We start from the raw sequence: 24,142 nt of genomic DNA, 5'->3' as shown, positions 1-24,142 counted from the left end.
GAAATTCTACTAAAAAGCCATTATTATTAATAGAAATAATGGGTAACTTATATACAATGCTATTATTTACGTAATAATAGCTTGTGTAAGCTATTTACTAAAGTAAATGGTCTCAAATATTTACAACTATCTTTTTTTTGATCAATTATAAATTTTAAGAAAACCTAGTATATAAATTAAAGGCTACAAATGTATAGAAATAACAAGTAAGCTTTTTTAATTAAATGATTTTTATAGCCCCATTTTATTTTTTTACAATGGTCGTTTTTTTAATTAAATTACAACCACACAACCTAAGTAATTCTATATTTAACTAAAATAAGAAAAGTTATAGTTTCTTACAATGCTTTTCCATGTTTTTTGGATATTAATTTTTTAAAAAATTCACAGTTAACCCTTTACATTAAAAAAACTTCAGTCTTAAGCCACAAAAAGAACACAACCTTATTATTATCAGTGTTTTAAATGTAAAAAACAGACTAATATAGAAAAGAAAAAAATCACCAAAATCAAGTAATTTATATGGGACTTTATAAAGAACATACAACTAACAAAAGGAAAATAAACTAATATAGCACCTTTAGAGCCTTAAACAGCATCGACTAATACATCTTATAAACAACAAGTAATCAAAACATTAACCCGTTTTTGATTGTAAATCTACCATAAAACATTTGTTGTGAACAGCTGACATTCTGCAGAAATACTTTAGTTAGACAGATGTAAAATTAAGCTAGAGAAAAAACCTCCCGTCTTAAAAAATCACCAACTATTATAAATGAAAAAAGTCGAAGATAAATCTTCGACTTTTGTGCGGGCGGGGAGACTCGAACTCCCACACATTGCTGCACTAGATCCTAAGTCTAGCGTATATTTGACCAAATAAGAACAAAGTCATTCATTTACAATTACTTAGGGTGTTTGTAATTTTATTTGATATCATCTAATATCAATTAATTTCAGTATTTGTTGTACCTATGTTGTACCTAGAGAAACTAATAAAAGTGTATCTTTGCATAGGTTTTAAAACCAAATGTTGTACCTGATTTGACTTTCGTGCTAAAACAGGTCAATTATGTCATCAAACGCAAAAATAGTACTTCGTAAAAAACCGAATAGGAAAGGTCTATATCCTCTTGCTATTCGAATTACCAAAAATCGTCGCTCAACTTATCAATATATAGGTCATTACATAGATATTGAAGATTGGGATAAAAAGAATATACGTGTAAAAAAATCTCATCCTAATTCTGTCAGTTTAAATAGTTTATTATCTCAAGAAATTTCAGAAGTAAACAAATCTTTAATTGCTTTACAAGTAAAAAATAAAGATGCTTCAGCAAATCAAATTAAGAACGAATTATACAATTTAGGTAAAAACTCTACATTTTTTGAACTTGCAAATGAACATTTAGATGATTTAAAATTATCGAATAAACTAAATCGTTTATCATGTGATAAAGCTTGGGTAGGCTTCATATTAAAATTCCATAAATCAAAACAACTTACTTTTCAGGAAATTGATGAACGTTTCTTGAAGAAGCTAATGATTACTTTAAAGTCAATACATTCTTTATCTGACACATCGATTATGAATATACTTGTTCTTTTGCGTTTACTATATAATCGAGCAATAAAACAAAAAATTATTAGTAAAGAACTCTATCCTTTTGGCTCAGATAAAATACGAATCAAATTTCCAGAGACAACAAAAGTTGGGCTTACTATTTCAGAGATAAAAAAGCTACAATCGTTAGAGAATTTGACTTTTAGAGAAATCCATGCACGGAACATATGGCTTTTTAGTTTTAATTTTGCAGGCATGAGAGTCTCAGATATTTTAAGAACTCGTTGGTCTGATATTTATGACCAAAGATTTCACTACAGAATGGGTAAAAATTCTAAATTGTTATCATTAAAAATTCCAGATAAAATATCAGTTGTCTTAGAAAGTTACAAAATGGATAAAAAAAGTGATGATGATTTCATTTTTCCTGAACTAAAAAAAGCTGATTTGAATAACCCTAAAGATGTTTTTAATAAACTAAAAACTGCTAACAAAAAATTAAATGACTGTCTTAAATCGATTACTATAAAAGCTGGAATTAAAAAGAAGGTTACCATGCATATTGCTCGACACAGTTTTGGGAATATCGCTGGAGACAAAATTCATCCATTAATGCTTCAAAAATTATATCGTCATAGCGACTTAAAAACAACAATTAATTATCAAGCTAATTTCATTCATACAGAGGCTGATGATGCTTTGGAAAGTGTTATTAACTTTTAAGTTGTTTTAAAAGTTCTTCAGAATAATAAAAATTTGCTGGCAATCCGCCTGTGTGCCAAAAGAGCACATTAGAGTTTTTTTCTATCTTATTACTTTTCAGATGATCTATCATTCCGTAAAAAGCTCTACCAGAATAAACAGGATCTAATAATATACCTTCACTTTGAGCCAATTGTTTTATGGCCATCTTTTCATTTTGAGTAATTACTCCATAACCAGGTTTGTCGTAACCTCTAATAAGTGTTGCATCTTTAATTGAGTACGTTTTTTGAATATTCAATTCTTTTTGACCATTGCGCAATATTTTTAGTACTGCTTCGTCAAGAGTTCCATCTTCTAAACCAATTTTATCTATACTAATTGGCATTAACTTAATATCAAGACCAAATAAATCCAACCCAAGCCTAAGCCCTCCTTGTGTTCCTCCAGAGCTCGACGCAAAGAAAATGTAATCAATTTTTAATTTCTTTTCTGAAAGTTGCTTCTTTAATTCTTTAACTGCATCGACAAAACCATAAGCCCCTAGTAAGTTTGAACCACCATAAGGAATTTCATAAACATTCCTTTTCTGCGCTTCTAAATCTTGTTTTAATTTAACTATATCTTCTCCTTTTCTATTATCTCCAGTAAAGTGAATTTTAGCTCCTAATAGATGGGAAAGCAACAAATTACCATTGTAATTTTGAGGTTCTATACCTCCTAACAACAAATGGCATTCCAATCCAGCTTTAGCACAAGCAGCAGCTGTTTGTCGGCAATGATTAGACTGTTGAGCTCCTGCAGTAATTGTGGTATCACATCCTTTTTCTAGAGCATCATAAATAAAGTATTGTAACTTCCTAACTTTGTTTCCTCCTGATGCTAGTCCAGAATTATCATCTCGTTTAATAAATAAATTAAAATCAGGATGTTTTTTAGATAGATTATCTAATCGCTCAAGTGGTGTTGGAAAAAAACCTAAACTGTATTTTTTAGATAACATTATAAGCTGATTTTTGATTAACACTAATATATAGTATCTTTAACAGTAATGAAAATTAAATATAATATTTTGTTATTCAAATACTTATATGCTACCCCAAGAGCAAAAATATCATTTCATACCTGAATACATTTATTCATCTTCAATGCATTGGATAGTATTATTTATATGTATTGTAATCAGTATAATCATTGTTCTTCAACTCTTAAAAATAATATTTAGCAAACAAAAAACAATCAAAGCTTCCTACAGATATTTGATTTTAGCTATTCTTTTTCTATTATATAATATACTTAATGGCCTATTACCTAATACATCTCTACCTGGTCCTTTGTTCTTGCAGTACATAGCAACATACAGTATTTCCATTATTATGTGTATTTACCTTATTTGGTATTTATATATTGAGTTTAATATTATCACACCAAACCCTTTTTTCAAAATCAAAAATCTAACAATAATACTAACTCTATGCTTTCTGTTTTTATTCATTATACCATATTATTATACAAACTCGCTTAGTTTTTCTAGAAGTCTATTTTTGGTATTACCTATATTTATGTCCATAACATTTTTGATATATTTCTTTATGACCATAAGAAAAGAAGTCAAAAGACAACGCTACTTTAAAATTCAAACTTACTTAGGTCTTACTTCTATATTATCTGTAATTCTTTTGCCTCTACTAACATATTTTGGAGATTTTCAACCGATTACCCAACCTTTAGTAACTATGGCATTCTTTTTAGTTACCGTAATGGAAATTAATAGCTATTCATACAGGTTAAAAAACACTTACATATTAAAACGTAATATTGGAAAAGAATATAGTTTCACAAATAGAGAAAATGAAATTGCTATTCAAATTATTAAAGGAGATAGTTATAAAAAAATATCCAAAAACATGTTTATTTCATATGGAACAGTAAGGAAACATGCTTCTAATATTTTTATAAAATCTAATGTTTCTAACAAAGAGGACTTTGTAAAAAAGTTCAAAGGTTAAACATAAACTACTAAAATACATGTGAACAAAAATTCACATACGAAATACGCAAAAACTACACAGGTATAATTTTGATTCTATTATTATTTTAAACAACTTAGAATTAAATTGAAATAGTAAGCCCTAAAAAATCTAAATTAATAGAAGCATTAATATGATCGATTATTACTAGTTTCTCTCATTTACTTCTTTCATATCATCCTTTTAAATTTTACATTCTTCTTAGAAATAACTATTTCTTTATTAAAATTAAAGAATGGATTTTAAAAAGAAAAACAAGAATCTACTTTTCGATTTGGATGAGATAAAATATAGTTCCAATGGAATTATTGAGCGTTCAAATAAATCCATAATTGCATGTCGAAACCTTCTAAATACATATAGAAAATCAGTAGTGATAGATGGTTTTAAATCTACTGAAGAAGAAATAGAATTCTTTAAAAAAATAAAGCAAACACCATTTACTCAACTTATTTATTATTCAGAAATCCGCTCTTTTGAAATTCAATTCCCTAAAGTGGGCAGCAGCCAACAAAGAAAATATGTTAAAAAGAAATTGGGCAAACTAAATCGGTTCTTTTTATACAACATGGACTTTGTACAATATATTGAATCCAAACAGACACATCTAGACAAGCAATTCTTCACTAGAGATTATTTTGATAATGTTCCAATAACATCTTCAAAATTTTATTTTCAAGACCCAGATTTTTGTACACCTTATGATTTACTCCTAGGTAAATTAAAAGCATCAAAGCGTTTTATCAATTATTTACAAAACAGATTATTGGATGCTAAAAAATCAAGATATAAGAATGAATTAGAATTGAACAATCTTACAGAGCTAGAATGGACATCTTCAAAAACAGCTCTCACAGAATTGGTATATGCTCTATACCATAGTAGAGTCATTAATAACGGAAAATCTGATATTAAAGAAATTGCATCTACACTAGAAAGCGTATTTCATTTTAAACTGGGCGACTACTATAAAACCTTTGCTGATATAAAATCTCGAAAAATTAGTCGCACCAAGTTCTTGGATGACCTTTCTGCAAGCTTACTTTCTCATATAGAGAACTCAGAAGAATAACACTTCAAAAAACACAGTACTCGGTTTACCTTACGCTTTTAAATTTCTCTCCCAAAAAAGGAATTACTTCATATTAAAATAAATAATTTCCGTACCAAAACACATCAAATAACACCATTTATCAAGATGTTAAATTTTGACCCTACTACGGTTTAACTACTGATTAAATGCCAACAATACTATTCAAATTTGTAGAACGAAAGTCAAATCAGGTCAAGGGCTATCATTTTAGTTAAAAGCAAAATGGTAGTTCTTTTCTAAAAACAGTTCTACTATGCCAGCAACAATTATTACTACAGATGATCTAATGGATTTCAAACTTGAACTACTTGATGACATCAAAAAACTTTTAAGCAAACAAGCGCAAGGTAAGCTGAAGAAATATCTAAAATCTTCAGAACTCATGGACTTACTTCAAATTAGTCCTGGCACTCTACAGAATCTTCGAATTAAAGGTACACTACCCTACACAAAGGTTGGTGGCATCATTTTTTATGATTCCGAAGAAATTCAGAAGGTTATGGATAATAATCGAGTCCATCATAAAACGGAATAAATATGTATGAATTATATAAAACATCTCAATGCTGTATTTCAAAAAGTCTATGCAGACAAAAGGTTAAATACAACGCATGTCAGCCTATATATGGCTTTGTTTCAGTTTTGGAATTTAAACCGATTTCGAGAAGAATTTTACATAGACAGACAAGAAGTTATGGAACTTTCAAAAATTGGTTCGACAGCAACTTATCATCGCTGTTTAAAACAGATGGATTCATGGAATTATCTAAAATATTTCCCTTCACACAATCCATATAAAGGCAGTAAAATCAAGTTGTTCAATTTCGGTACAACCTCTGAACAAGTTGTGAATGAGTTTGAAACAAGTACTGAACAAGCATTGATACGTAATACAAACATTAATAAACAAATAGAAAACATAAATAAAACTAAGCTACCAAAAAATGAATTTGAAGTCATTGATTTTTTTAAAAAGAAAAAATGGCCAGATAATGAAGCCAAGAAATTCTACAACCACTATCAAGGCATTGGTTGGAAAATTGGTGGCAAAATAAAAATAGAAGATTGGCATGCTACTGCAAGTAATTGGATGCTTAAAGCCAATGAATTTGAAACGGCAGATGCAGTTCCTCAAAAAAAGGACAACCTGAGAACCAGTAAAAACAAAGATTATGGTCAACCCTTGTAAAATAGTCGAAGAACACAAAACGTATGACATTGGCACGTTTGATGGCAAAGAAGTGACGTACGATTTTGAAAAAATCTTAATCTACCTCGAAGTTAAAGGAAAAATGCTCTTTGGTAACGGTTTTAAAATCTACGAAGAAGACCATCCAATCATTTTAAAACTCTGTCATTATTTCATAAAAGACAAAGCAAACTGCGAAAAAAACGAGATAGATCCAGATAAAGGCATTTTACTTTCCGGACCTGTAGGCTGTGGCAAAACAAGCTTAATGATTTTGCTTAAAAACATCGTTCCGTTGCAAAAACCATACATCCTGATTCCTTCCAGAAATATCGTATTTGGTTTCAATCACATTGGCTACAAAACGATTGAAGATTATGGTTGTAGGCAGTTTTTCTGTTTTGATGATTTAGGTGTAGAACCTATTGGAAGACACTACGGAAAGGACTGTAACGTCATGGGCGAAATCTTACTCTCACGTCATGAACTTTTTATAAACCATCACATAAAAACACACGGAACTACAAACCTAAATGCTGAAGAACTGGAAGATTTGTATGGCAATAGAGTAAGAAGCAGAATGCGAGAATTATTTAATCTGGTAGCATTCGATGAAGACTCTTGCGATAAAAGAAAATAAAAAACTAAGAAATCATGAAAATAGCAACTTTTAATGTTCAAAACTTATTTCACAGAGACAGAAGTCTTTTAGAAAAACTAACCGAAAATTTAACTGCCGATTGGACAATTGAGCTTGACAAACTCATGCTTGAACCCTCTAAATCATTGAACCAGCAAGATCGGATTAGAGAATTATCATTTTTAATTGGTTTTGAAAAATCAAGTCCTCGTCCTTATGCTGTTTTGAGACGAAAAGCAGGTTTTCTGTTTATGAAAGGTTTAAGCTATTCCATTGACAATAAAGCTGGTAATCTCACAGATTGGAATGGATGGATAAAACTACAAACCGTTCCTATTCATCCTAAATCAACACAACATAAAGCACAAGTTATCGCAACTGTAAATCCAGATATTATACTGCTACAAGAAATTGAGGATAGAGCTTCATTTGAGGACTTTAACCAGCTCATTCTACCAGAATTTGACTGCAAACCTTTTAACCACTCTTTTGTGATTCAAGGCAATGATATGAATAGTTTAGAAATGGGAATAGCATTGCGACAAGGCTATAATCTAGAAGCTGTTAGAACACATAATATCAATGCAGCAACTAACGATGATGGTAAAAATTTGATTGAATATGAAATTAGCACACCATCAAAAGAAACTATTTGGTTACTAAATGCTTATTTAAGAAAGCCTACAAAAGATAGAAAACGGTCTGATAAAATTAGAAAAAAGCAAGTTTATAAGATTGCTGAAGTTTACAAAAAGTTGATTGCTGAAGGCAAAAATAATATCGTAATTGCAGGTACATTCAACGCGCCATCTTATTGTAATTCTCTATCGCCTTTAATACAAGATACAGACCTTAAAGACATTACAAAACACCTCTCGTTTGAAGTGGATATTGATAAGGGAAATGATGGCACTTATTTTAGATTAAGTGCTTACAGAATGGGTGTAAATATTAAACAAAAAGATTACATGCTCTTCTCGCCTGCTCTATTTAATAAAATGAAAGATAGTGGCTTAAATCGCAAAGCGATGTGGCCAGAGAAACAACCACAATGGTCTATCTATAAATCTGTTTCTAATAGAAATGTTGCTGCTAGTGAGCATCCTTTGGTTTGGGGGAAGATTGCTTTTTAAATATTTCGTAATCAACTTTGAGTTGATCTTTACCAAATAGTTTTAGTTTATTTATTTTGGACAAACAACACCTTTTAAATTTAGAACTACCACAAATATTACAAACAATATTTCTTTCATGTTTACTATCTAAAATAGCTGACTCTAATAGTTTTAATATGTAATCTGTTTCGGATAGATCTAGTTCTTCTTTGTAGTATTGAATTATCCCCTTTTCGAAATGCTTATATTCTCCATTAGCATAATTACCATCATCAATTCTATACTGATGATTTGCAAAAAAGGGGTATATCACATTTTGATAGAAATCAGTTAAGTCAATTCCAGCTCTCATTTTTAACAAAAGGGAATGGTGGATATCCAAACAACATTTTCCACTTTTTGAAATATGAAAATCCCAATTCCTTTCAATTAATTTACTCACTTCATAAACCGAAGGAATAGTGTAAGGATAAGTAGAGTCAATCTCGATACGCACGTCATAATCAGCCCAAACCTGATCATTTTCATCAACCACAGTAATAATACCTCTTAAGGAAGCCCCATGCTTCTTCTTGGAATCAATCAAACTAAAATTATGATACCGTTCTAAAAACTGCTTGATATGTTTATCCAATATCGTCATTGTTAAATGACAAAATATGGTTTATTCAGTTCTGCAATAGGTGCTAAATAAGTTCTATCAAGAGGTTTTATCTGGTCTGTATCCCCTATTGTTAGTACAATATTTCCAAACCTATCTTGAACACCTAAGCCATTATCTGTTATATACTTATCCCAATTAAAATCAAATTGGTTGTAAACCCTTCCATCTCCATACTCCCAAATGGGGTTTCTTTTTTCCGTAAAATATTTTTTATCGGTCATTTGATTTACTATATTCTGCCCTACAACAACACCGTTACTTACAGCGTTACTTTGCATTTTAGGAGCAAGGCTAGTATGTAAACTACAGGTAGTTACCTCTCCAGCGTTACCACTTCCTGAATACAGCCATCTTACTTGATTATTATGCCCTAAATCTAAGCCTGCTCTGGTAAATATCTCGGTAACTGAATTTGCTGCAAAGAAATCTTTCAAATCATTTTTAACAAAATAAGAGATCATTGCAAATGCTTTTAAAGCATTTTTTACCGACTCAGCTTTATCTTTATCCTTACCACCAAAATAAACCATCAACCCGTCTCCCTGAATTCTATGTACATAACCATCACATAAGTTAACTGCGAAAATTGAGGCTTGAACAATACCCTCAGTTATTAAGGCAACAGTCGCCTTTGTGAAACGATTAAATAATTTGGTACTATCCTTAACATCTATAAAACCTGAAATAATCCAATGATCCTCAGTCTCATCTGTATTTCTTAAATACTTAAAATCAGGATGATTGCCTAATTCAGGTAAATTACCAACAACTGGAACTCCCATACCTTTAATTAGACTTACAGATTCATTAATACTTTTTGAATTGGGTAATTCATTTCTAAGAGCTTTGATATAACTGGTATCAAAAGCACTATCTTCTAGTTCAGAACTAAACAATCTTTGTTTAAGTTTTGGGTCTTGCTGAACAGCTTTTTTTATAACACTTAAATAGGGATTAAAAACACTCATTAACTTATATTTTTTATTAAATAAAACATTATTGGAATTAGCACTATAAATTGTGCCACTAAGAAATACCCAACGAACTTGAGTTTTTTAAACTTATCCGTTAAGCCCTTTGACAAAAGATGCACTTGACATCTTAAATCCTTTAAATCTTCTTTTTTTGTATAATTTTTAGATTCTTCTAAAAACTGACTATTAGTTTTAGAACCTATAGTCCCAAAGTAATATAGAGAGTTTGGTTCTGTTGAAAAGAATGGTATGCTTGTAATAGCTATAATTACCAAACTTACCAACCCTAATAGCATGCATAGCCCCAAACTTAAATGCTCTAGCAACCCAATACCTTTTAATGATTGCGTTTGAGTCATTAAAACAATTAATCCTCCTGTCAAAAATGTATTAATTACCAAATACACAGCTGATTTATTATTAACACTATCATAATAGTGATCAATTCGAGACATTGTTAACTCTAGTCGATTTCTCTCTCTTTCTTTTTTCTTACTCATCTCTACTCACTAATTTTAAAAAAAGAACTCCTGCGAGAATAGCAAAACCAGTAGTCACTTGACTACTTTCAACTCTACCAAACTGAACCCAATTCGCAAAATGCTCACAATTGAAATTTAATAAGCTATATCGATATCCTAATTTTGAATACGCTCTATTAATAGCTTGCTGTTGGTGTAAAAAAGTACCATTCAGTTTTCTAACACCAGTAGGTTCATATTCATTAAGCAGATTCATTAATTCATCATAATGGATTTCTTTCACTCCATCTTTTAGATTACCAATAAATCTATTATTCCCAACAAACACTAAATAATGATTAAGAATTCTACCTAAGCCTTTACGCTTTTTAGCAATTATTACATCCCCAAGAGATAATGTTGATAAATTTACAAATGTGTTTATCATAATATCATTTTTCTTTACGTACTCCTTTAAATTTACCACCAGATGTTTTTACATCCATAAACTGTCCTGTTTCAGCATTACGCTTAACATATAAATTGGTTTTGGGGTTAAGCACTTGTGATCTCTGTTTTACTGCTCCCTTTCGAGCATTGTCTCCGATTGGTTTATTTTTTGCCATTTGTTTAAAATTTTAATGTTTCTAATATTATATGCTTAGCTTTTTATTTTTTTTGCCACCATTTGGCAATTTTTTCTTTTCTTTAAGCATATTTAATATGAATGGCAATAGCAACAACAGCACAAATTCTCGAAACACTAGACTCCATAGACCTTTCGGCTCTTCTAGATAGAATGGAAGATTATGTGCGAAACAGGTTTTATGATAAGACTGATCAAAATAAAAACGGCTTACAATTTGAAGATTTTTGTCAAGAGGCTTTAAGAAAGGCTTGTGATGGCACGAGAAAATGGAATATGGACAAATGCTCATTTGAAAATTTCGTATTAGGAACATTAAGTAGTGATTTATCATACTTTTTCAAAAAAGGCAGAGTCCAACCAGATGATAATTTTGACGATTTTCATGATGAAAACCAACAGGAAAGTTATATTACGGATATCTCACACAAAGAAAACATTGAAATTGGAACTAATGATATGAATTATGATCGTATTGATGACTTAACTATAATTGACCAATGGATATCATCTTTGAAAGAACAAGGAGCTGACGAATCAGAAATAGAAATTTTTGAATGTTGGACTGCTGGAATAAAAACACCAAAAGAGGTTGCAGATTATTGTGGTAAAACAGTAATGGAAATCAATAATATTTACAAAAGGTTAAGAAGAAAAAAAATTAAACTAAATACAAAGTGGATAAGCTTAAAAAAACAATAAAGGATAGCATTGAAAGTTTTGAGCAATCTTATCCGATTGAGACTGTAAGAGAATCTCTTGCTGAAGCTGGAGTTGATTTCAAAACGAGAAAAACTGGTCAGGACAAATTTATTAAGCAATTAAAATTTAAGCTTAGTATCAAAGCCAACCGAGAAAAGCAAGAAGCTCTATTATTAACCGCTAGTAAGCGATTTAAAGAAGCACTTACTAAAGGTTTAGATAGACCTGTAGCCTACTTAAATAATTTAATTAGAGAAGATAGAGTTTACTTTCAGTTTAGTAAGTTGCAAGAACTTAATGAAGAAGAAATAAAAGATATAATTAAAGATCAAAACTTGATCGAAATAATTGAAATGATTGAAAACGAATCAAAAGGGAAGAAATAAAGCTAAGCAAATTCTTGATATAATCGGTTTTGATGACATTAGCGATTTATCGATGGAAGACTTAATGTCTGGTTTTGACATTATTTATAAAGAAGAGGAATTGAATAACTCTGATGGCAAAATTGTAAGAGGTAAATCAAGAACACTTATAAAAATTAATAGTACAATTATTAGTAGTGAACGGAAGCGATTTGTTGCTGCTCACGAATTAGGTCATCACTTTCTACATGAGAAATTAGAATTACACAACGACAATTCGAACACATTGAACTGGTTTAACTTAGAAAAAAAAGCCAAAAGGAGTCAGCAAGAATATGAAGCCAATGATTTTGCGAGTGAACTACTAATGCCCGAAACAGCATTTAGGTCATTTATTAAGGCTAAACCTTTTGGACCAAAACTAATCAAGGATATTGCAATACGTTTTAAAACTAGCATGACTTCTGTTATTTTCAGGTTATTAACACTAGACATAGCTCCTGTTTTTGTAGTTTTTATATCAAATGGTGTCGTTCATTATTGGCGTAAATCAGAGGATTTGATTGTTTGGGCACCTGACATTACCAAATTACCACCTCCTGAAGATTCAGTAGCTAAAGAATATCTAGATGCAAATTACGAATATCTTTATTCTGGGGATGAAAAAGCACAGGTCATTGACAAATCAACTTGGTTCAGATTGAATGAAAAAGAGGATGATGTGGAGTTTTATGAATATTGCATACCTACAAAGCAATATAAAACCATTATTAGTCTAATTTGGGAAAAATAAAATTGAAGTCAAAATCTAATTTATAATAGCTTTTTTAAATTTTTTAATAATTCAACTAAAATTTCTGTTATAACATTTACTACTTCCAAATATAACTCACTCATAACCCCAAAAATTTAATAATCGATTGAAGTATAACCAATGCAACAGCCCTTTGAGACTCTTCTTTAGATAGATATATCGCCTCATCGGTTTGAGATAAGAAACCTAGTTCTAAAAGAACAGTTGCGCTACTATCGTTATTATCCCGCAACACCTGAAAATTGCCATATTTTATACCTCGGTTTTTAATACCAAGTATATCGGCTAATCCTTTTTGTATGGTAAAACCTAAATACGCAGACGCTGACGCTTGCACTTCGCTTTTCGGATGAATAAAAACTTCTGTTCCTGATGCTGTTCTGTTTATAGCTTGGTTGCAATGAATTGAAATAAATATATCAGCTTTTAGTCTTTTGGTTAGTTCCGTTCTATCGCCTAGAGATATTAATGTGTCTGTATATCTAGTTAGAAATAACATTAAAGGATTTTCAACTAGCTTGTTATTTAGTACCACTATTTTAGAAGCAATACCCAAAACAATATCTTTTTCTTTTATACCATTTCTGGTTGTTGCTCCAGCATCTGTTCCGCCATGACCAGGGTCTATTATTACAATAGGATTTCTTGCTTGGTCTTTACCATTCTGCGCATAAGATAGATTTAGAAAAACTAGGCAGAATAGTAAGACTATAATTTGATTTAATGTGCTCATAATAATCGTTTTAGATTACACAATATTCAAGAAATCAATCACTTCCTTAATAATCTTCAAAAGTTTAACACCAATTAGCGTTAAAATTTAGAGATTTTCTTCCTTCATCTTCATTTCGTAATAGATTTCACAAAATAAAATTAGAAACTGCCTCGAAAGGCTAAACCAAATAATTATGAAAAAATCAATTTTTATCTTATTCACATTCTTGATGACATCAGCGTCAAGCTTTGCACAAATTGGTGGTATTGAAGATTCTGTAAACGATGTTTCAGATACCATTAGAACCATTTTCCCAATCATTCTAGGTGTCATCTTTCTTGTTGGATTCCTATTTAATGCTGGTCATTTCTTTGGCGAGAACGCAGACCTTAAAAAAGGTATTACTCGTGTTTTAGTATTTGTTCTAATTGCTGGTGCTGTGGTAGGCATCTTCACTTACTTAATAACTATCGTAGTATAATGAGCCTCATCGAGGGCTTTATTAGAGCAGCTATATGAAGAAATACGAAGTATATAAAAACATTAGGAAACGGGCAGTCATTTTTGGATTGCCTATTTCCCTGTTTGCCTTAATGATGGTTTCAATTCTTGCATCATTATTAATCATCATTTTCTCTTTCAGCTTTGTGATGATAATTAGCATTCTGATTTTCAATGCAGCTTTATATGTTGCCTTGACACGCATAACCAATGATCCACAACTTTTTCAGATGGCAAAAGCTTTTCCGCAAATCATTAGTAACAAAAGAAATTCAGGTTTCGATTATGAAGAAGATTAATATTTCAGCATATCAACCCATTGTAGATATTCAAGACCATATCGTATTTGCCAACAATGGCAATGTGGTCTTATGCTATGAAGGGAATCTTCCAGAAATCTATTCCTTGTCCGAAAAGGATTTTGAGGATATGCATGGTGCATGGTTTCAAGCTTTGAAATCATTACCAATTGGTACTGTAGTTCACAAACAAGACATCTACCTTAAAAAATCTTATTCTTCGGAAAAACTTCCAAACACTACTTTTTTGGAAAAAGCCACACACGAGCATTTTAAAGGTCGTGGACATATAGAGCATAAGTGTTATCTATTCTTCATCTTAACCAAGAACAAAGCACTTAACAATCCGAAATATGTCAATCCGTTCAGAAAAATTTCAAAGGGAATTGTACAAGAATTAGATGATAACATTAAGAGCTTTGCTAACTCTGTAAATGATTCGGTTTCCTTTATAAATAACAGTAGAAAAATAGAATTTCTTCCGTTAAACGCAGAAGATATTCAGCAATTAACTAGTAGTTATTTCAATGGTTTCAATGAAGGATTTGATACCGATATTTTACTAGAAAAGAAAAGCGTCAATGTTGGCGAAAACCATTTTGATGCGCTTGCCATCAACAGCGAATTATGCTTTGGCGAAAACGCACAAAGTAGCAAAACCAATGAGAAATTCACTTCGGACGATTTTGTGTTTCATCAAGGGTTTATTGATGGTCTAGGACTTACACTTAATGAAAACCATATTGTTAACCAGATTCTTTATTTGGATGACAAACAGAAATGGCGCAAGCTATTGGATAAGAAAATAGAAGAACTTAATAAAAGTTCCAATTTTGGTTCACAGAATAAGGTGGTTCTTGGTAAAATTCAGCACATTTTAGACCAAATTAATGCAGATGACAATTCACGAATTATTCGTGGTCATCTTAATATTGTGTATTGGTCTAAGGATGTTAAAGAGTTAGATAAAATAACTTCCAAAATTAAAACGGAATTCAAGGAATTAGATATCATTCCTTATTATCCAAGAGGCGAAGAACGCAAAAATTATATACTGAATAGTTACTGTTGTTTCTCTTCTAATTTCTCGAATAATGATTTATACGTAACTGATTTAAAGCATGCGCTTTGTTTATTCATTAATAATACCAACTATAAATCAGATAAAACAGGAATCATCTTTAATGATAGAGAACATAACATTCCGGTATTGAAGGATGTTTGGGATGAAAAAAAGAAACGCATCAAAGCTAGAAATTTTGCCATTTTCGCACCAACAGGCGAAGGCAAATCGTTTTTGGCAAATAACATTTTACGCCAATATTTTGAAAGTGGTGTAAGATTGGTCATCATAGATTTAGGTGGTTCTTATACCAAATTCGCCAAACTCTATCCTGAAAAATATACCGTATTACGATATGAAAGCGGAAAGAACCTAGGTATCAATCCTTTTTACATTAGTGACGTAAAAGATTTGACACCTGAACGGTTAGAGGATTTATCAGTATTTCTTTTTGAATTGTTTGCTTCAGATTTAAAAGTAACAAAAGCGCAATCGGTTTCCGTTAAGAAAATATTACGTCATTATTACAATAGCACTTCAGAAAATCATTCTTTGGAAGGTTATTACAACTTTATAGGAAGGCATCAGAAAGATCTTCTGACTACCCTTAAAATCCATCCCGACTACTTTAATGTTACCAGCTTCTTGCATGTGATGTCTGAGTACGTTGGCGATGGTCTATATAGTTTTCTATTTGAGGTTAGCGAAGACCAGACCTATAAAATAGAAGACAAACGATTGATTGTTTTTGAACTAGACGAAGTAAAAGACAATAAGGAAATTTTGTCCGTAATGTTGAAGCTCATTAAGTCTGCCATCCAACGAACTATTTGGAAAAACAGAGCAGAAAAGGGCATCATCCTTTTCGATGAGTTTGCTAAACAACTGAAGTTTGAAAATGTACTGGAAAGTGTAGAATTCTATTATCAAGCTATTCGTAAACAAAATGGCGCTATTGGAATTATACTGCAATCCATTAATCAACTTCCGAATAATTCAACATCTGCCAGCATTCTAGAGAATACCCAAGTCATTTACAGTCTCAATAATGAAAAAGGCTATGAAGAACTGGTTAAAAGACTCAATCTATCTAGACACGACTTAAACCAATTAAAATCCATTAAAAACAATCTTTCTGGTCCACGGAAGTATACCGAAATGTTTATCAAAATCGGAAAGGAAAGCAACATTTTTAGGCTTGAAGTGCCTAAAGAAGTTTACGCAGCCTATTTAACCGATGGACAAGAAAACGAAGAAATAATGAAGTTCTATGAAGAGCATCATGACATGCAAAAAGCAATAATTCAATTCACATCTAAAACGTAATATTATGAAAAACAAAATCAGAATTTTAGTAATGGCAGTAGCATTAATGCTATTAATTCCATCAAAGGCAACAAGCCAAGGAATGCCAACTTATGACAACACCAATTTTATCAGTTTGGTAAAACAACTTGTGGAATCTGGTAAACAGACCGCTCAAATGATTAAGTCTGTGAAATTTTTAAAGGATGCAAAAGAAGCAATAGAAAAAGTTTCGAGTGTAGTGCAACAGCTTAGAGCGGTTGAGGAAATTGCACAAAACAATCAACGTCTTATTCAGGTTATGCAAAATGATTTGCAAGACATCTTGAACTCGCCTTATATAAAACCAGATGAAGTTACTAAGGTTGTAGAATCATTCGATATCATAGTCCAAAACTCATTGGACACCGTTGAATTTATGGGCGAAATCTTATCCAGCGATAATCTAAAAATGAGTGATGCCGAACGTGCAGAAATCCTAAAAGAAAAAGAATTGGAATCAAAGGAAATGGTTTCCAATATCAAGACAAAAACGAAACGCTACAAGGATATTATTTCCTTCAGAAAAATGCAGGATAAAGTCAATAATCGCGAAACAAATTATTAAAAATGACCGCAACCATTTTTTTAGGAATTGGGTTAGAATATATCGACACGGTTTTCCAAACCATACAAAACAGCAGTTTCTCGCAATACACCATTGCAGGAATGAAAACGCTCGCTGTCTTGTTTTTTCTAGTCAATATCCTAAAAAAATATAATGAAGGCATTGCAGATAAGGATGGTTATTCTTGGGGATTGAGTCCTGGTGAACTTGCAAAGAATTTCGCAGTTGTGCTTTTGGTCATTTTTTCAACGCAAGTGTTAGGGTTTTTCGATGGTATTTTAGTAGCCATTGAAGGACAATATAGAGGGACTGCACCTGCGTTATTACCATTGCAAATGCAAGACATACCTTTAGAGGAAGATGTAAGTCTTTTTGATGCCGCAAGTTCAGCAATGACGCTTTTGTATGAAGCATTGGTAACGCCATTATATGGTTTCAAGATATTGGCGTTTATCCTGAGTACGATACTATGGATATTGGATTTGTTTATCTATCCGCTATTCTTAGCCGAACGCTTTTTCCTTTTAGGAATAATGCAAGCATTCTTCCCATTGGTCATTAGTTTGGCGGTTTTTGAAAAGTTTCGTTCGCTTGCTTATACATTTTTCAAGCTGTATGCAGCTGTGTATATGCTTGTACCTGCTTTCTTTCTGGTCAATGTATTTGTGAACGCAATTTATACGGAAATCAACACCAATTTTTGGGTTAACCTATTCGGAACCGACACAGGTCAAGGCTTTTTTGCGCCTGTTGTTCAATTAGGTTCTGTTGCATTTATCGTGTTCCTAAAATTCAAGCTTTATAAACGAGCCACATCTTTTACACTCAGATTATTTACTGCCTAAGACAGATTAAAAATAAAAATATGAAAACACCATATAAAAATATATACAACGTCCTAAAACTGAATCGATTTATCGTTTTGGCAGTTGTCGTTTGTGCATTGCTATCCAGTAGCTTTTCTGTATGGATGGCATTTACTACGAATAAAAATGCGATGAATAGCGCTTTTGCCATTAATACAGATGGTAGCATTATTCCGCTGAAGCTCGTGAGCCAAAAAGAAAATTTTAGGGTTGAAGCATTAGCACATTTAGATTTGTTTCACAATTATTTCTACAACATCGATGCAAGCAATTATGAAAAGAACTTAAAAAAGGCACTTTGGTTGGGTAATAGCTCTGTGGATAATCTCTATCGCCAGAAAAAAGCAGATGGTGTTTATAATAGATTATTACAATTTTCCTTAGTTCAAAAAGTCCTCGGCAGCGATTCTAAAATAAATGAAAGCAATGGTACTTTCAGTTTTACAACAACTACCATTTTTGAAATAAATAGAGGTACAATAATAGACACCTACGAATTAGTTTCCACCGGAAACTTAATTATGGTTGACCGAAACTTTCCCAACAATCCACACGGGCTTTTGATTACCAATTATTTTGAAAGCACTCTAAAAAAAGTAAACATTGAAAACTAAGTCGATAATCGGCACTAAAATATTAATCTCATGAAAATACAAAAGAACAAAATAGTATTTGCTTCAGTAATAGCTATTGTTTTCTTATTCATTATTTCCTATTCAGTAATTATAATGGGCGATGATGACAATGAAAACGACAATCTTGAACATACTTTGATACCTGATTTGGAAGAAAACCAAAAGGAATACGATTCTAAACTCGAAGCTATTAATGATTTAAAAGAAGTGCGCGAAAATAATGCACCTAGCATCTATGACGAAAAATTAATTGATTCTTTGGGTTACTACGATCCAGATCTGCCGGAACGTGAAAAGAAACGCATTGTGGATAGTATTTACGATGCAGGAAAAATTAAATATTCCGATAAAAAATATCAAAACTTCGGACAAAAGAAAATCGAAAAGAAGAAACCTATAGAAATTGATTCATCAGAAATTCTTAGAGAAATAAAAACTCAAGCTCAAGAAATGGGCTTGGAACATCAACTTTTTTTTGCTGCTGCACCCAAACCTAATGAACTTTCCATTATTGACAACACAGATGCAACTATTCATGTGGTTGTAGATGGCGACCAAATTGTAAAGGCGAATACCAGGTTGAGAATGCGACTAACTAAAGCTGCAACTATAAATGGTAAACTCATGCAAAAGAACACACCTATTTTTGGTTTTATCAGCTTTCAACCTAATCGTGCTTTGATTGAAATTGAAAATATAAAGCATCATCCAACAAAGCTTAAAGCTTTTGATTTGCAAGATGGTAGTGAAGGTATTTATGTTCAAAACAACTTTAGAGCAGAAGCTACCAATGAAGTTCTGGACGATGTTATTGGCGATATTAATATACCAACAGTTCCGCAAGTTGGTGGCATTACAAAAGTACTCAGACGTAGTAATCGAAATGTAAAGGTTACTGTTTTGAACAATTATAAACTTATTCTAAAACCAAAATTATGAAACCGATATTATTTACATTAATTGTGTTGATTTCAGCTTTGGCTGAAGCACAAACAACAGAAATACTTGACACTATTTATGCAAACGACAGTAAGAACGTCGCATTATTTTTTCCTGAACCTATCCGTCAAGGCATAACAGGTTCTGAACATTTTGTATTTACTTATAATCGTGAAAAAGAACAATATTTCGGCTTACTGCAAGCGCAACCAGGAAAAGAAAGTAATCTATTGGTAATCAACCGAAATGGTTCAATTTTTTCGTATATTGTAAGGTATAAAGAGCAGCTTTCAAAACTCAATTATTTCATCCCATTATCTAACAGTATTGGGAATGAAAAACCAAAAGTAGCAGATTCAATTCAGACCGAAATTGCTGAAAAAAGTATTGATAATGACACGTATTATTACCAGAAATTTTGCTCTTATCTTCTTGATAGAAGACAATATCTTGGAAGATATACAAGACGTAATAGTGGTGTTATCTTAAGAGTTGAAAATATAGTTTTTAATAAAGACGAACTTTACTTCGTTATTCAAATTAGAAATAATTCTACTTTGGATTATGATTTGAATTTCTTGAACCTTTCCATCGAAACGCGACAAAAAGGAAAAAGAAAATCGCTACAACGTTTGTATCTAGAGCCTATTTTCAAACATAACCTGCCTTCAAAAATTGTGGTAGATGAAACGGTAAGATTTATTTATATTATGCCAAAATTTTCATTATCCAATGACCGCAGAGTAATTTTAGAATTGAACGAAAAAGATGGCGAAAGAAATATTCAAATGAAAATATCACATAAATATATCAATAACCCAAATTAATAATATTATGAAAAAAATCGTCATTTGCTTACTCGTATTGCTGTTCTTTTCTTGTGCCGAAACTAAGATTTCAGGACCAAGTGACACAGCTAAAATTGTTATCGAAAGCTTTTATGAAAAGAATGAGAAAGCTTTGAAAGCCAACTCGACACCACAGGCATATTCCAACTATATGAATACTATAAATATGTTCAACGCTACGGTAAAGGATGATTCCAACTTTACTGTTTTGCAGGATACGATTATGGGCGACTTAGCTTGGGTAAAATATACCACCGCCTACGATAAGACACCAGGGCTTTTTAAACTGGTTAAACAAAATGGTAAGTGGCTGGCAGATGCCAGAGGCTCAAAGGATAAATCGCCTTTTTAATTTATTTAAAACTATAAGACTACACTATTTATTCCAATTCTGAAGCCTGTCCAGATACAGATAACTTTCAACAAACTTTCTGTGTTCTGGACTGGTCATTTTTTCAACCAAGTTCAATGCGGATATATAACTTGCTAAATTTCCATTTGAAGAACTGAATTTTCCATCTTCTACAAAAGTTACCAATCTGTCGTTTTGCACTTTTAAATTGGGATAGTCCTTTTGTAATTGTTCGCCACCACCAATCCACGTTACAATTTTATGTCCGTCTGCAATTCCAGATTCTCCAATTAATTGCGCTCCAGCACAATTACTCACGGTATATTTGGTTTCTTTATTTTTCTCTTTTATAAAGTTTACAATTTGATCATTGTGAACTTGTGCATACATATCGTAGGCACTTGGCACAAAAAGCGCTGTTAGTTTTGGACAATTTTCAAATGTATAATCTGGAATAAAATGCATTCCTTCTTCAGTTGTAATTGGTTTTTCAGTTTCTGCTATCGTGATAACATTAAAGGTTTGTTTTCCATCTTCGGTAGGTTTCGCAAAAACATCTGAAGTTGCGATTACTTCACTTTGCAAAACTCCGTTGTACATCAAAAGTCCGATTGTTGGTAATTCTGCTTTAAATGGCTTTAGATGTTTTGTTAGTGTATCTGTTTCCTTTTCGGTTTGATTGCTATTTTGTTCTACAGCTTTTATTTTTGATTTATCAGAATTACAGCTCAAAAATATGGTTGTAAAAATCAATATTGTTATGATTGTAAATTTTCTCATTTATTTATGTTTTGAAATATATTACTAATAAATTTCACACTTATTACACCACCTATTAGACCACCTATTACACCACCTATTAGACCACCTATTAGACCACCTATTAGACCACCTAAATTAATTTTAACTTATTAAAATATAAAAATTTGATTTTGAAAAGTTTAAAGAGATTTCAACTTCTTCATTAATTTTTCATTAATAATATACTTTCTTGTTTTATTTGCACCTATAAAATCAATAAGTTTATTTTCATTCATTAAAACCATATCTCTTTGCATAGTTGCTCTACCAACATCAAAAGTATCTTGAAGGCTTCTTAAACTAAGGCTTTCTTCTATATATAGCAATTTAAGTTCTTCTTTAAGTCTTCTTTTTACTGCATCATTTGTTGCATCATCTATTGCATCATTTACCGCATCATTTATTGCATCATTTATTGCATCACTTATTGCATCATTTGTCGCATCAATATTATTAGCTTTTAAATCTTTATGTCTTTTAGAGGTAGATGTAGTTAAAGGTCCATTGAAAGTTAATATAACTTCTCCTTTACTTTGTTTCCAAGTTGGTGATTTAAGTCCAGCAAGTTTACATTCTTCATTTATCTTGACAGTTCCTCTACCAAGTTTATCAATTAAACCTCTTAAAAAAACAATATGAGCAATATCTGGATTAATAGGAAAAGAGCGATGATTCTTCTTTAAATCTCTCACAGCTAATTCTTCAGGTAATTTACCACTATTGGCAATTACAAGTTTATCTGGATAAATACTAATAGTTAATTGACTATTGTAACTACTATAATCTCTATGCATTAAAGCATTAATTATGCCTTCTTGTAGCGCTTTGACAGGATATCTGAAGTCTATTCGTTTCCATTGTTTATCATCAAAATGACTTTTTGTACCTAAATTTTCTATATAGTTTTCGAGCTTATTTCTTAAAACAAATAAATTGCCTTCTAAAACCTCATCTCTTATTAAACTATTATCTGTTTTACTATTTGCATATTCTGTTATTCTCACTCTTGATTGAGGAAGATATTTAGAAGTGTTTTTTGAAAATAGAATGACACAGGCATTAGTGAATGAGCCATTAGTCATTAATCCATAATGGTTTAAAAACTCTTGTAAATTTGTGCCTTGATAACTACTTCTATAATTTTCTTTTGATTCTATTAAAGTATTCTCAATCAATTTATGGTCTAAATCATTCCAAGTAAAGCCCAAAAAAACTTGTCGTTCCCAATGTTGTTCATCAACTTCTCTTTGATGGATTAATTTTGAAATTTCTTTTGATGTTGCTTTGACCGTATTAGAACCTCGACGATAATAGATATTCCCATCATAAATGTAAGGTTGTTTACTTCCTTCGGAAACTTTTAGAACAATAACAGCTTTATCGTCAATATATTCAATTGAAATATCTATTGGTGTGTCCGGAACTATTTCCTCAATAAGATGCTTTTTTAAATCCTCACTAACTTGTTCAGGATTTTCAACACCTTTGATTTTTGCTTCGTCTGAAATACCAACTAAAATGCGACCACCTTCAGAATTCAAAAGCGCACATATTGAATTACCAATAGATTTTTTATTGGCGTTAATCTTAAATTCTATGGCATTAGTTTCGCCTTCTTTAAGAATGTCTTTTATTTCCTTATTTCTTGTCATTCTTCAAAGCATTTAAATCGTTAATAAGTCTGGGTCTATTCTCAAATTGACTCGCTACAAATGATGCGCCATCCCTTGCGTATTTATGAAACTCGTGCGCCCACAATCGTTTTTCCATAGATTCTCCATCTCCAATTGCCTCATTATACATATCAATAACCCTTAAATCATCCATTACTGGCGTTTTCTTCTCTAATTTGAAATCATTTCGTTTTCCATCTTCATCATACATAAATTGTTTTAATAGTTGACGCGCAAAGGTAACTGAACTATGTGCAAGAAACCCTCGCGGTTTATCTAATTCTATGGCTCTTTGAAATTCTAAATGCGTTATTCCAGAACCATAATGTGGAAGTATAATGCCGAAAAAGAAATCGCATTCTTCAACTGCTTTTAAGCAAGATTCTGTTGGCGATTTTCCAGGTATATTATAAACAGTACCCATATGAGAGCAAATAACGTTATACCCATAACCTTTTAATGTCCCAAAAATTTGTTCAATTTCGGGTTTAAAGTGATGTACTGTTGAGGATAACATGACCTTTAACGGTTGTTCTAACATATAATAAACTTCATTTCAACTTAATTAAACTCTAA

Annotated in this window: 29 protein-coding genes; 19 read left to right on the top strand and 10 right to left on the bottom strand. The window is 31.6% G+C overall.

Features of this window, described 5'->3' with window-relative positions; all coding sequences use genetic code 11:
• The first annotated feature begins 1,075 nt into the window (after positions 1-1,075).
• The gene (locus tag AAFN75_RS09630) at positions 1,076-2,290 is read left to right on the top strand and encodes a tyrosine-type recombinase/integrase (RefSeq protein WP_411806136.1); all 1,215 of its coding nucleotides are present in this window, start codon (positions 1,076-1,078) and stop codon (positions 2,288-2,290) included.
• Here the strand turns inward: AAFN75_RS09630 and AAFN75_RS09625 are convergent.
• On the bottom strand, positions 2,280-3,272 hold the full coding sequence (locus AAFN75_RS09625) for a D-cysteine desulfhydrase family protein (protein ID WP_411806135.1): 993 nt from the start codon (positions 3,270-3,272) through the stop codon (positions 2,280-2,282). The two genes, AAFN75_RS09630 and AAFN75_RS09625, sit on opposite strands and share 11 nt — an antisense overlap.
• 589 nt (positions 3,273-3,861) lie before the next feature.
• On the opposite strand from AAFN75_RS09625, the gene AAFN75_RS09620 reads away from it, so the two are divergent.
• From AAFN75_RS09620 to AAFN75_RS09595, 6 genes are all read left to right on the top strand, one after another.
• Positions 3,862-4,278 carry a helix-turn-helix transcriptional regulator gene (locus AAFN75_RS09620; protein ID WP_411806134.1) on the top strand — a complete coding sequence of 139 codons (417 nt, stop codon included), beginning with the start codon at positions 3,862-3,864 and terminating at the stop codon, positions 4,276-4,278.
• Positions 4,279-4,534: 256 nt separating this feature from the next.
• A complete protein-coding gene (locus AAFN75_RS09615; RefSeq protein WP_411806133.1) occupies positions 4,535-5,371 on the top strand; it encodes an RteC domain-containing protein in 837 nt (278 codons plus the stop codon).
• Between the two features lie 274 nt (positions 5,372-5,645).
• On the top strand, positions 5,646-5,927 hold the full coding sequence (locus AAFN75_RS09610; RefSeq protein WP_216066147.1) for a helix-turn-helix domain-containing protein: 282 nt from the start codon (positions 5,646-5,648) through the stop codon (positions 5,925-5,927).
• A gap of 6 nt (positions 5,928-5,933) precedes the next feature.
• A complete protein-coding gene (locus tag AAFN75_RS09605) occupies positions 5,934-6,581 on the top strand; it encodes a hypothetical protein (protein WP_411806132.1) in 648 nt (215 codons plus the stop codon).
• Positions 6,565-7,221 (top strand): ATPase, encoded by a 657-nt coding sequence (locus AAFN75_RS09600; RefSeq protein ID WP_411806131.1) that lies wholly within the window; start codon positions 6,565-6,567, stop codon positions 7,219-7,221. The genes AAFN75_RS09605 and AAFN75_RS09600 overlap by 17 nt, the downstream gene beginning before the upstream one ends.
• Positions 7,222-7,235: 14 nt before the next feature.
• A complete protein-coding gene (locus tag AAFN75_RS09595; protein WP_411806130.1) occupies positions 7,236-8,354 on the top strand; it encodes a hypothetical protein in 1,119 nt (372 codons plus the stop codon).
• On the opposite strand, the gene AAFN75_RS09590 is transcribed toward AAFN75_RS09595, so the two are convergent.
• The 5 genes from AAFN75_RS09590 to AAFN75_RS09570 are packed head-to-tail and all read right to left on the bottom strand — an operon-like array spanning position 8,314 to position 11,061.
• Positions 8,314-8,970 carry a hypothetical protein gene (locus AAFN75_RS09590; protein WP_411806129.1) on the bottom strand — a complete coding sequence of 219 codons (657 nt, stop codon included), beginning with the start codon at positions 8,968-8,970 and terminating at the stop codon, positions 8,314-8,316. The genes AAFN75_RS09595 and AAFN75_RS09590 overlap by 41 nt on opposite strands.
• 11 nt (positions 8,971-8,981) lie before the next feature.
• Positions 8,982-9,968, bottom strand: coding sequence for a hypothetical protein (locus AAFN75_RS09585; protein ID WP_411806128.1), 987 nt, complete (start codon positions 9,966-9,968; stop codon positions 8,982-8,984).
• Positions 9,968-10,474, bottom strand: a complete 507-nt coding sequence (locus AAFN75_RS09580; protein WP_411806127.1) for a hypothetical protein — start codon at positions 10,472-10,474, stop codon at positions 9,968-9,970. Before AAFN75_RS09580 ends, AAFN75_RS09585 begins: the two co-directional genes overlap by 1 nt.
• Positions 10,467-10,883 carry a lecithin retinol acyltransferase family protein gene (locus AAFN75_RS09575; RefSeq protein ID WP_411806126.1) on the bottom strand — a complete coding sequence of 139 codons (417 nt, stop codon included), beginning with the start codon at positions 10,881-10,883 and terminating at the stop codon, positions 10,467-10,469. The genes AAFN75_RS09580 and AAFN75_RS09575 overlap by 8 nt, the downstream gene beginning before the upstream one ends.
• 4 nt (positions 10,884-10,887) lie before the next feature.
• Positions 10,888-11,061, bottom strand: a complete 174-nt coding sequence (locus AAFN75_RS09570) for a hypothetical protein (protein WP_411806125.1) — start codon at positions 11,059-11,061, stop codon at positions 10,888-10,890.
• Between the two features lie 101 nt (positions 11,062-11,162).
• On the opposite strand from AAFN75_RS09570, the gene AAFN75_RS09565 reads away from it, so the two are divergent.
• The 3 genes from AAFN75_RS09565 to AAFN75_RS09555 are packed head-to-tail and all read left to right on the top strand — an operon-like array spanning position 11,163 to position 12,941.
• Positions 11,163-11,783, top strand: a complete 621-nt coding sequence (locus AAFN75_RS09565; protein WP_411806124.1) for a hypothetical protein — start codon at positions 11,163-11,165, stop codon at positions 11,781-11,783.
• Positions 11,759-12,169: a hypothetical protein gene (locus AAFN75_RS09560; protein WP_411806123.1), complete on the top strand. Its 411-nt coding sequence runs from the start codon at positions 11,759-11,761 to the stop codon at positions 12,167-12,169. Before AAFN75_RS09565 ends, AAFN75_RS09560 begins: the two co-directional genes overlap by 25 nt.
• Positions 12,141-12,941: an ImmA/IrrE family metallo-endopeptidase gene (locus AAFN75_RS09555; protein WP_411806122.1), complete on the top strand. Its 801-nt coding sequence runs from the start codon at positions 12,141-12,143 to the stop codon at positions 12,939-12,941. Before AAFN75_RS09560 ends, AAFN75_RS09555 begins: the two co-directional genes overlap by 29 nt.
• 100 nt (positions 12,942-13,041) lie before the next feature.
• On the opposite strand, the gene AAFN75_RS09550 is transcribed toward AAFN75_RS09555, so the two are convergent.
• The gene (locus AAFN75_RS09550) at positions 13,042-13,695 is read right to left on the bottom strand and encodes an N-acetylmuramoyl-L-alanine amidase family protein (protein WP_411806121.1); all 654 of its coding nucleotides are present in this window, start codon (positions 13,693-13,695) and stop codon (positions 13,042-13,044) included.
• Between the two features lie 175 nt (positions 13,696-13,870).
• Between AAFN75_RS09550 and AAFN75_RS09545 the strand changes: the two genes are divergently transcribed.
• From AAFN75_RS09545 to AAFN75_RS09505, 9 genes are read left to right on the top strand one after another with little or no spacing between them, the layout of a single operon-like run.
• Positions 13,871-14,158, top strand: a complete 288-nt coding sequence (locus AAFN75_RS09545; protein WP_299253268.1) for a hypothetical protein — start codon at positions 13,871-13,873, stop codon at positions 14,156-14,158.
• A gap of 34 nt (positions 14,159-14,192) precedes the next feature.
• Positions 14,193-14,477, top strand: a complete 285-nt coding sequence (locus AAFN75_RS09540; RefSeq protein WP_034043654.1) for a hypothetical protein — start codon at positions 14,193-14,195, stop codon at positions 14,475-14,477.
• Entirely contained in the window at positions 14,464-16,866 is a 2,403-nt protein-coding gene (locus tag AAFN75_RS09535) for a TraG family conjugative transposon ATPase (protein ID WP_411806120.1), read from the top strand. Before AAFN75_RS09540 ends, AAFN75_RS09535 begins: the two co-directional genes overlap by 14 nt.
• A gap of 4 nt (positions 16,867-16,870) precedes the next feature.
• Positions 16,871-17,452 (top strand): conjugal transfer protein, encoded by a 582-nt coding sequence (locus tag AAFN75_RS09530; RefSeq protein ID WP_411806119.1) that lies wholly within the window; start codon positions 16,871-16,873, stop codon positions 17,450-17,452.
• Between the two features lie 2 nt (positions 17,453-17,454).
• Complete coding sequence (locus AAFN75_RS09525; RefSeq protein ID WP_147677800.1) at positions 17,455-18,297, top strand: hypothetical protein; 843 nt, start codon at positions 17,455-17,457, stop codon at positions 18,295-18,297.
• A 20-nt stretch (positions 18,298-18,317) separates the two neighbouring features.
• Positions 18,318-18,932, top strand: coding sequence for a conjugal transfer protein TraK (locus AAFN75_RS09520; protein WP_411806118.1), 615 nt, complete (start codon positions 18,318-18,320; stop codon positions 18,930-18,932).
• Between the two features lie 30 nt (positions 18,933-18,962).
• Positions 18,963-19,892 (top strand): conjugative transposon protein TraM, encoded by a 930-nt coding sequence (traM, locus tag AAFN75_RS09515; protein WP_411806117.1) that lies wholly within the window; start codon positions 18,963-18,965, stop codon positions 19,890-19,892.
• Positions 19,889-20,719 (top strand): DUF4138 domain-containing protein, encoded by an 831-nt coding sequence (locus AAFN75_RS09510; protein WP_411806116.1) that lies wholly within the window; start codon positions 19,889-19,891, stop codon positions 20,717-20,719. The genes traM and AAFN75_RS09510 overlap by 4 nt, the downstream gene beginning before the upstream one ends.
• Before the next feature lie 7 nt (positions 20,720-20,726).
• Positions 20,727-21,092: a hypothetical protein gene (locus AAFN75_RS09505; protein ID WP_411806115.1), complete on the top strand. Its 366-nt coding sequence runs from the start codon at positions 20,727-20,729 to the stop codon at positions 21,090-21,092.
• 24 nt (positions 21,093-21,116) lie between these two features.
• Here the strand turns inward: AAFN75_RS09505 and AAFN75_RS09500 are convergent, their stop codons facing one another.
• The 3 genes from AAFN75_RS09500 to AAFN75_RS09490 form a co-directional block, all read right to left on the bottom strand.
• Positions 21,117-21,872 (bottom strand): DJ-1/PfpI family protein, encoded by a 756-nt coding sequence (locus AAFN75_RS09500; RefSeq protein WP_411806114.1) that lies wholly within the window; start codon positions 21,870-21,872, stop codon positions 21,117-21,119.
• A gap of 161 nt (positions 21,873-22,033) precedes the next feature.
• The gene (locus AAFN75_RS09495) at positions 22,034-23,545 is read right to left on the bottom strand and encodes an RNA-binding domain-containing protein (RefSeq protein WP_411806113.1); all 1,512 of its coding nucleotides are present in this window, start codon (positions 23,543-23,545) and stop codon (positions 22,034-22,036) included.
• Entirely contained in the window at positions 23,532-24,083 is a 552-nt protein-coding gene (locus AAFN75_RS09490) for a DUF4062 domain-containing protein (protein WP_411806112.1), read from the bottom strand. The genes AAFN75_RS09495 and AAFN75_RS09490 overlap by 14 nt, the downstream gene beginning before the upstream one ends.
• Between the last annotated feature and the right edge of the window lie 59 nt (positions 24,084-24,142).

Source organism: Algibacter sp. AS12 (assembly GCF_046736315.1).
Taxonomy (GTDB): domain Bacteria; phylum Bacteroidota; class Bacteroidia; order Flavobacteriales; family Flavobacteriaceae; genus Algibacter_B; species Algibacter_B amylolyticus.
Note: the sequence above shows the minus strand (reverse complement) of the source record. Positions and strands in the feature narration are given on the sequence as shown.

Excerpts from the sequence above, each read along its gene's own strand:
- AAFN75_RS09540 (WP_034043654.1), top strand. The coding sequence starts at position 14,193 with ATGAAGAAATACGAAGTATATAAAAACATTAGGAAACGGGCAGTCATT.
- AAFN75_RS09595 (WP_411806130.1), top strand. The coding sequence starts at position 7,236 with ATGAAAATAGCAACTTTTAATGTTCAAAACTTATTTCACAGAGACAGA.
- AAFN75_RS09535 (WP_411806120.1), top strand. The coding sequence starts at position 14,464 with ATGAAGAAGATTAATATTTCAGCATATCAACCCATTGTAGATATTCAA.
- AAFN75_RS09565 (WP_411806124.1), top strand. The coding sequence starts at position 11,163 with ATGGCAATAGCAACAACAGCACAAATTCTCGAAACACTAGACTCCATA.
- AAFN75_RS09520 (WP_411806118.1), top strand. The coding sequence starts at position 18,318 with ATGAAAACACCATATAAAAATATATACAACGTCCTAAAACTGAATCGA.
- AAFN75_RS09575 (WP_411806126.1), bottom strand. The coding sequence starts at position 10,883 with ATGATAAACACATTTGTAAATTTATCAACATTATCTCTTGGGGATGTA.
- AAFN75_RS09585 (WP_411806128.1), bottom strand. The coding sequence starts at position 9,968 with ATGAGTGTTTTTAATCCCTATTTAAGTGTTATAAAAAAAGCTGTTCAG.
- AAFN75_RS09495 (WP_411806113.1), bottom strand. The coding sequence starts at position 23,545 with ATGACAAGAAATAAGGAAATAAAAGACATTCTTAAAGAAGGCGAAACT.
- AAFN75_RS09600 (WP_411806131.1), top strand. The coding sequence starts at position 6,565 with ATGGTCAACCCTTGTAAAATAGTCGAAGAACACAAAACGTATGACATT.
- AAFN75_RS09525 (WP_147677800.1), top strand. The coding sequence starts at position 17,455 with ATGACCGCAACCATTTTTTTAGGAATTGGGTTAGAATATATCGACACG.
- AAFN75_RS09620 (WP_411806134.1), top strand. The coding sequence starts at position 3,862 with ATGACCATAAGAAAAGAAGTCAAAAGACAACGCTACTTTAAAATTCAA.
- AAFN75_RS09530 (WP_411806119.1), top strand. The coding sequence starts at position 16,871 with ATGAAAAACAAAATCAGAATTTTAGTAATGGCAGTAGCATTAATGCTA.
- AAFN75_RS09605 (WP_411806132.1), top strand. The coding sequence starts at position 5,934 with ATGAATTATATAAAACATCTCAATGCTGTATTTCAAAAAGTCTATGCA.
- AAFN75_RS09615 (WP_411806133.1), top strand. The coding sequence starts at position 4,535 with ATGGATTTTAAAAAGAAAAACAAGAATCTACTTTTCGATTTGGATGAG.
- AAFN75_RS09510 (WP_411806116.1), top strand. The coding sequence starts at position 19,889 with ATGAAACCGATATTATTTACATTAATTGTGTTGATTTCAGCTTTGGCT.
- AAFN75_RS09630 (WP_411806136.1), top strand. The coding sequence starts at position 1,076 with ATGTCATCAAACGCAAAAATAGTACTTCGTAAAAAACCGAATAGGAAA.
- AAFN75_RS09545 (WP_299253268.1), top strand. The coding sequence starts at position 13,871 with ATGAAAAAATCAATTTTTATCTTATTCACATTCTTGATGACATCAGCG.
- AAFN75_RS09490 (WP_411806112.1), bottom strand. The coding sequence starts at position 24,083 with ATGTTATCCTCAACAGTACATCACTTTAAACCCGAAATTGAACAAATT.
- AAFN75_RS09505 (WP_411806115.1), top strand. The coding sequence starts at position 20,727 with ATGAAAAAAATCGTCATTTGCTTACTCGTATTGCTGTTCTTTTCTTGT.
- AAFN75_RS09570 (WP_411806125.1), bottom strand. The coding sequence starts at position 11,061 with ATGGCAAAAAATAAACCAATCGGAGACAATGCTCGAAAGGGAGCAGTA.
- AAFN75_RS09610 (WP_216066147.1), top strand. The coding sequence starts at position 5,646 with ATGCCAGCAACAATTATTACTACAGATGATCTAATGGATTTCAAACTT.
- AAFN75_RS09550 (WP_411806121.1), bottom strand. The coding sequence starts at position 13,695 with ATGAGCACATTAAATCAAATTATAGTCTTACTATTCTGCCTAGTTTTT.
- AAFN75_RS09500 (WP_411806114.1), bottom strand. The coding sequence starts at position 21,872 with ATGAGAAAATTTACAATCATAACAATATTGATTTTTACAACCATATTT.
- AAFN75_RS09580 (WP_411806127.1), bottom strand. The coding sequence starts at position 10,474 with ATGAGTAAGAAAAAAGAAAGAGAGAGAAATCGACTAGAGTTAACAATG.
- AAFN75_RS09625 (WP_411806135.1), bottom strand. The coding sequence starts at position 3,272 with ATGTTATCTAAAAAATACAGTTTAGGTTTTTTTCCAACACCACTTGAG.
- traM (WP_411806117.1), top strand. The coding sequence starts at position 18,963 with ATGAAAATACAAAAGAACAAAATAGTATTTGCTTCAGTAATAGCTATT.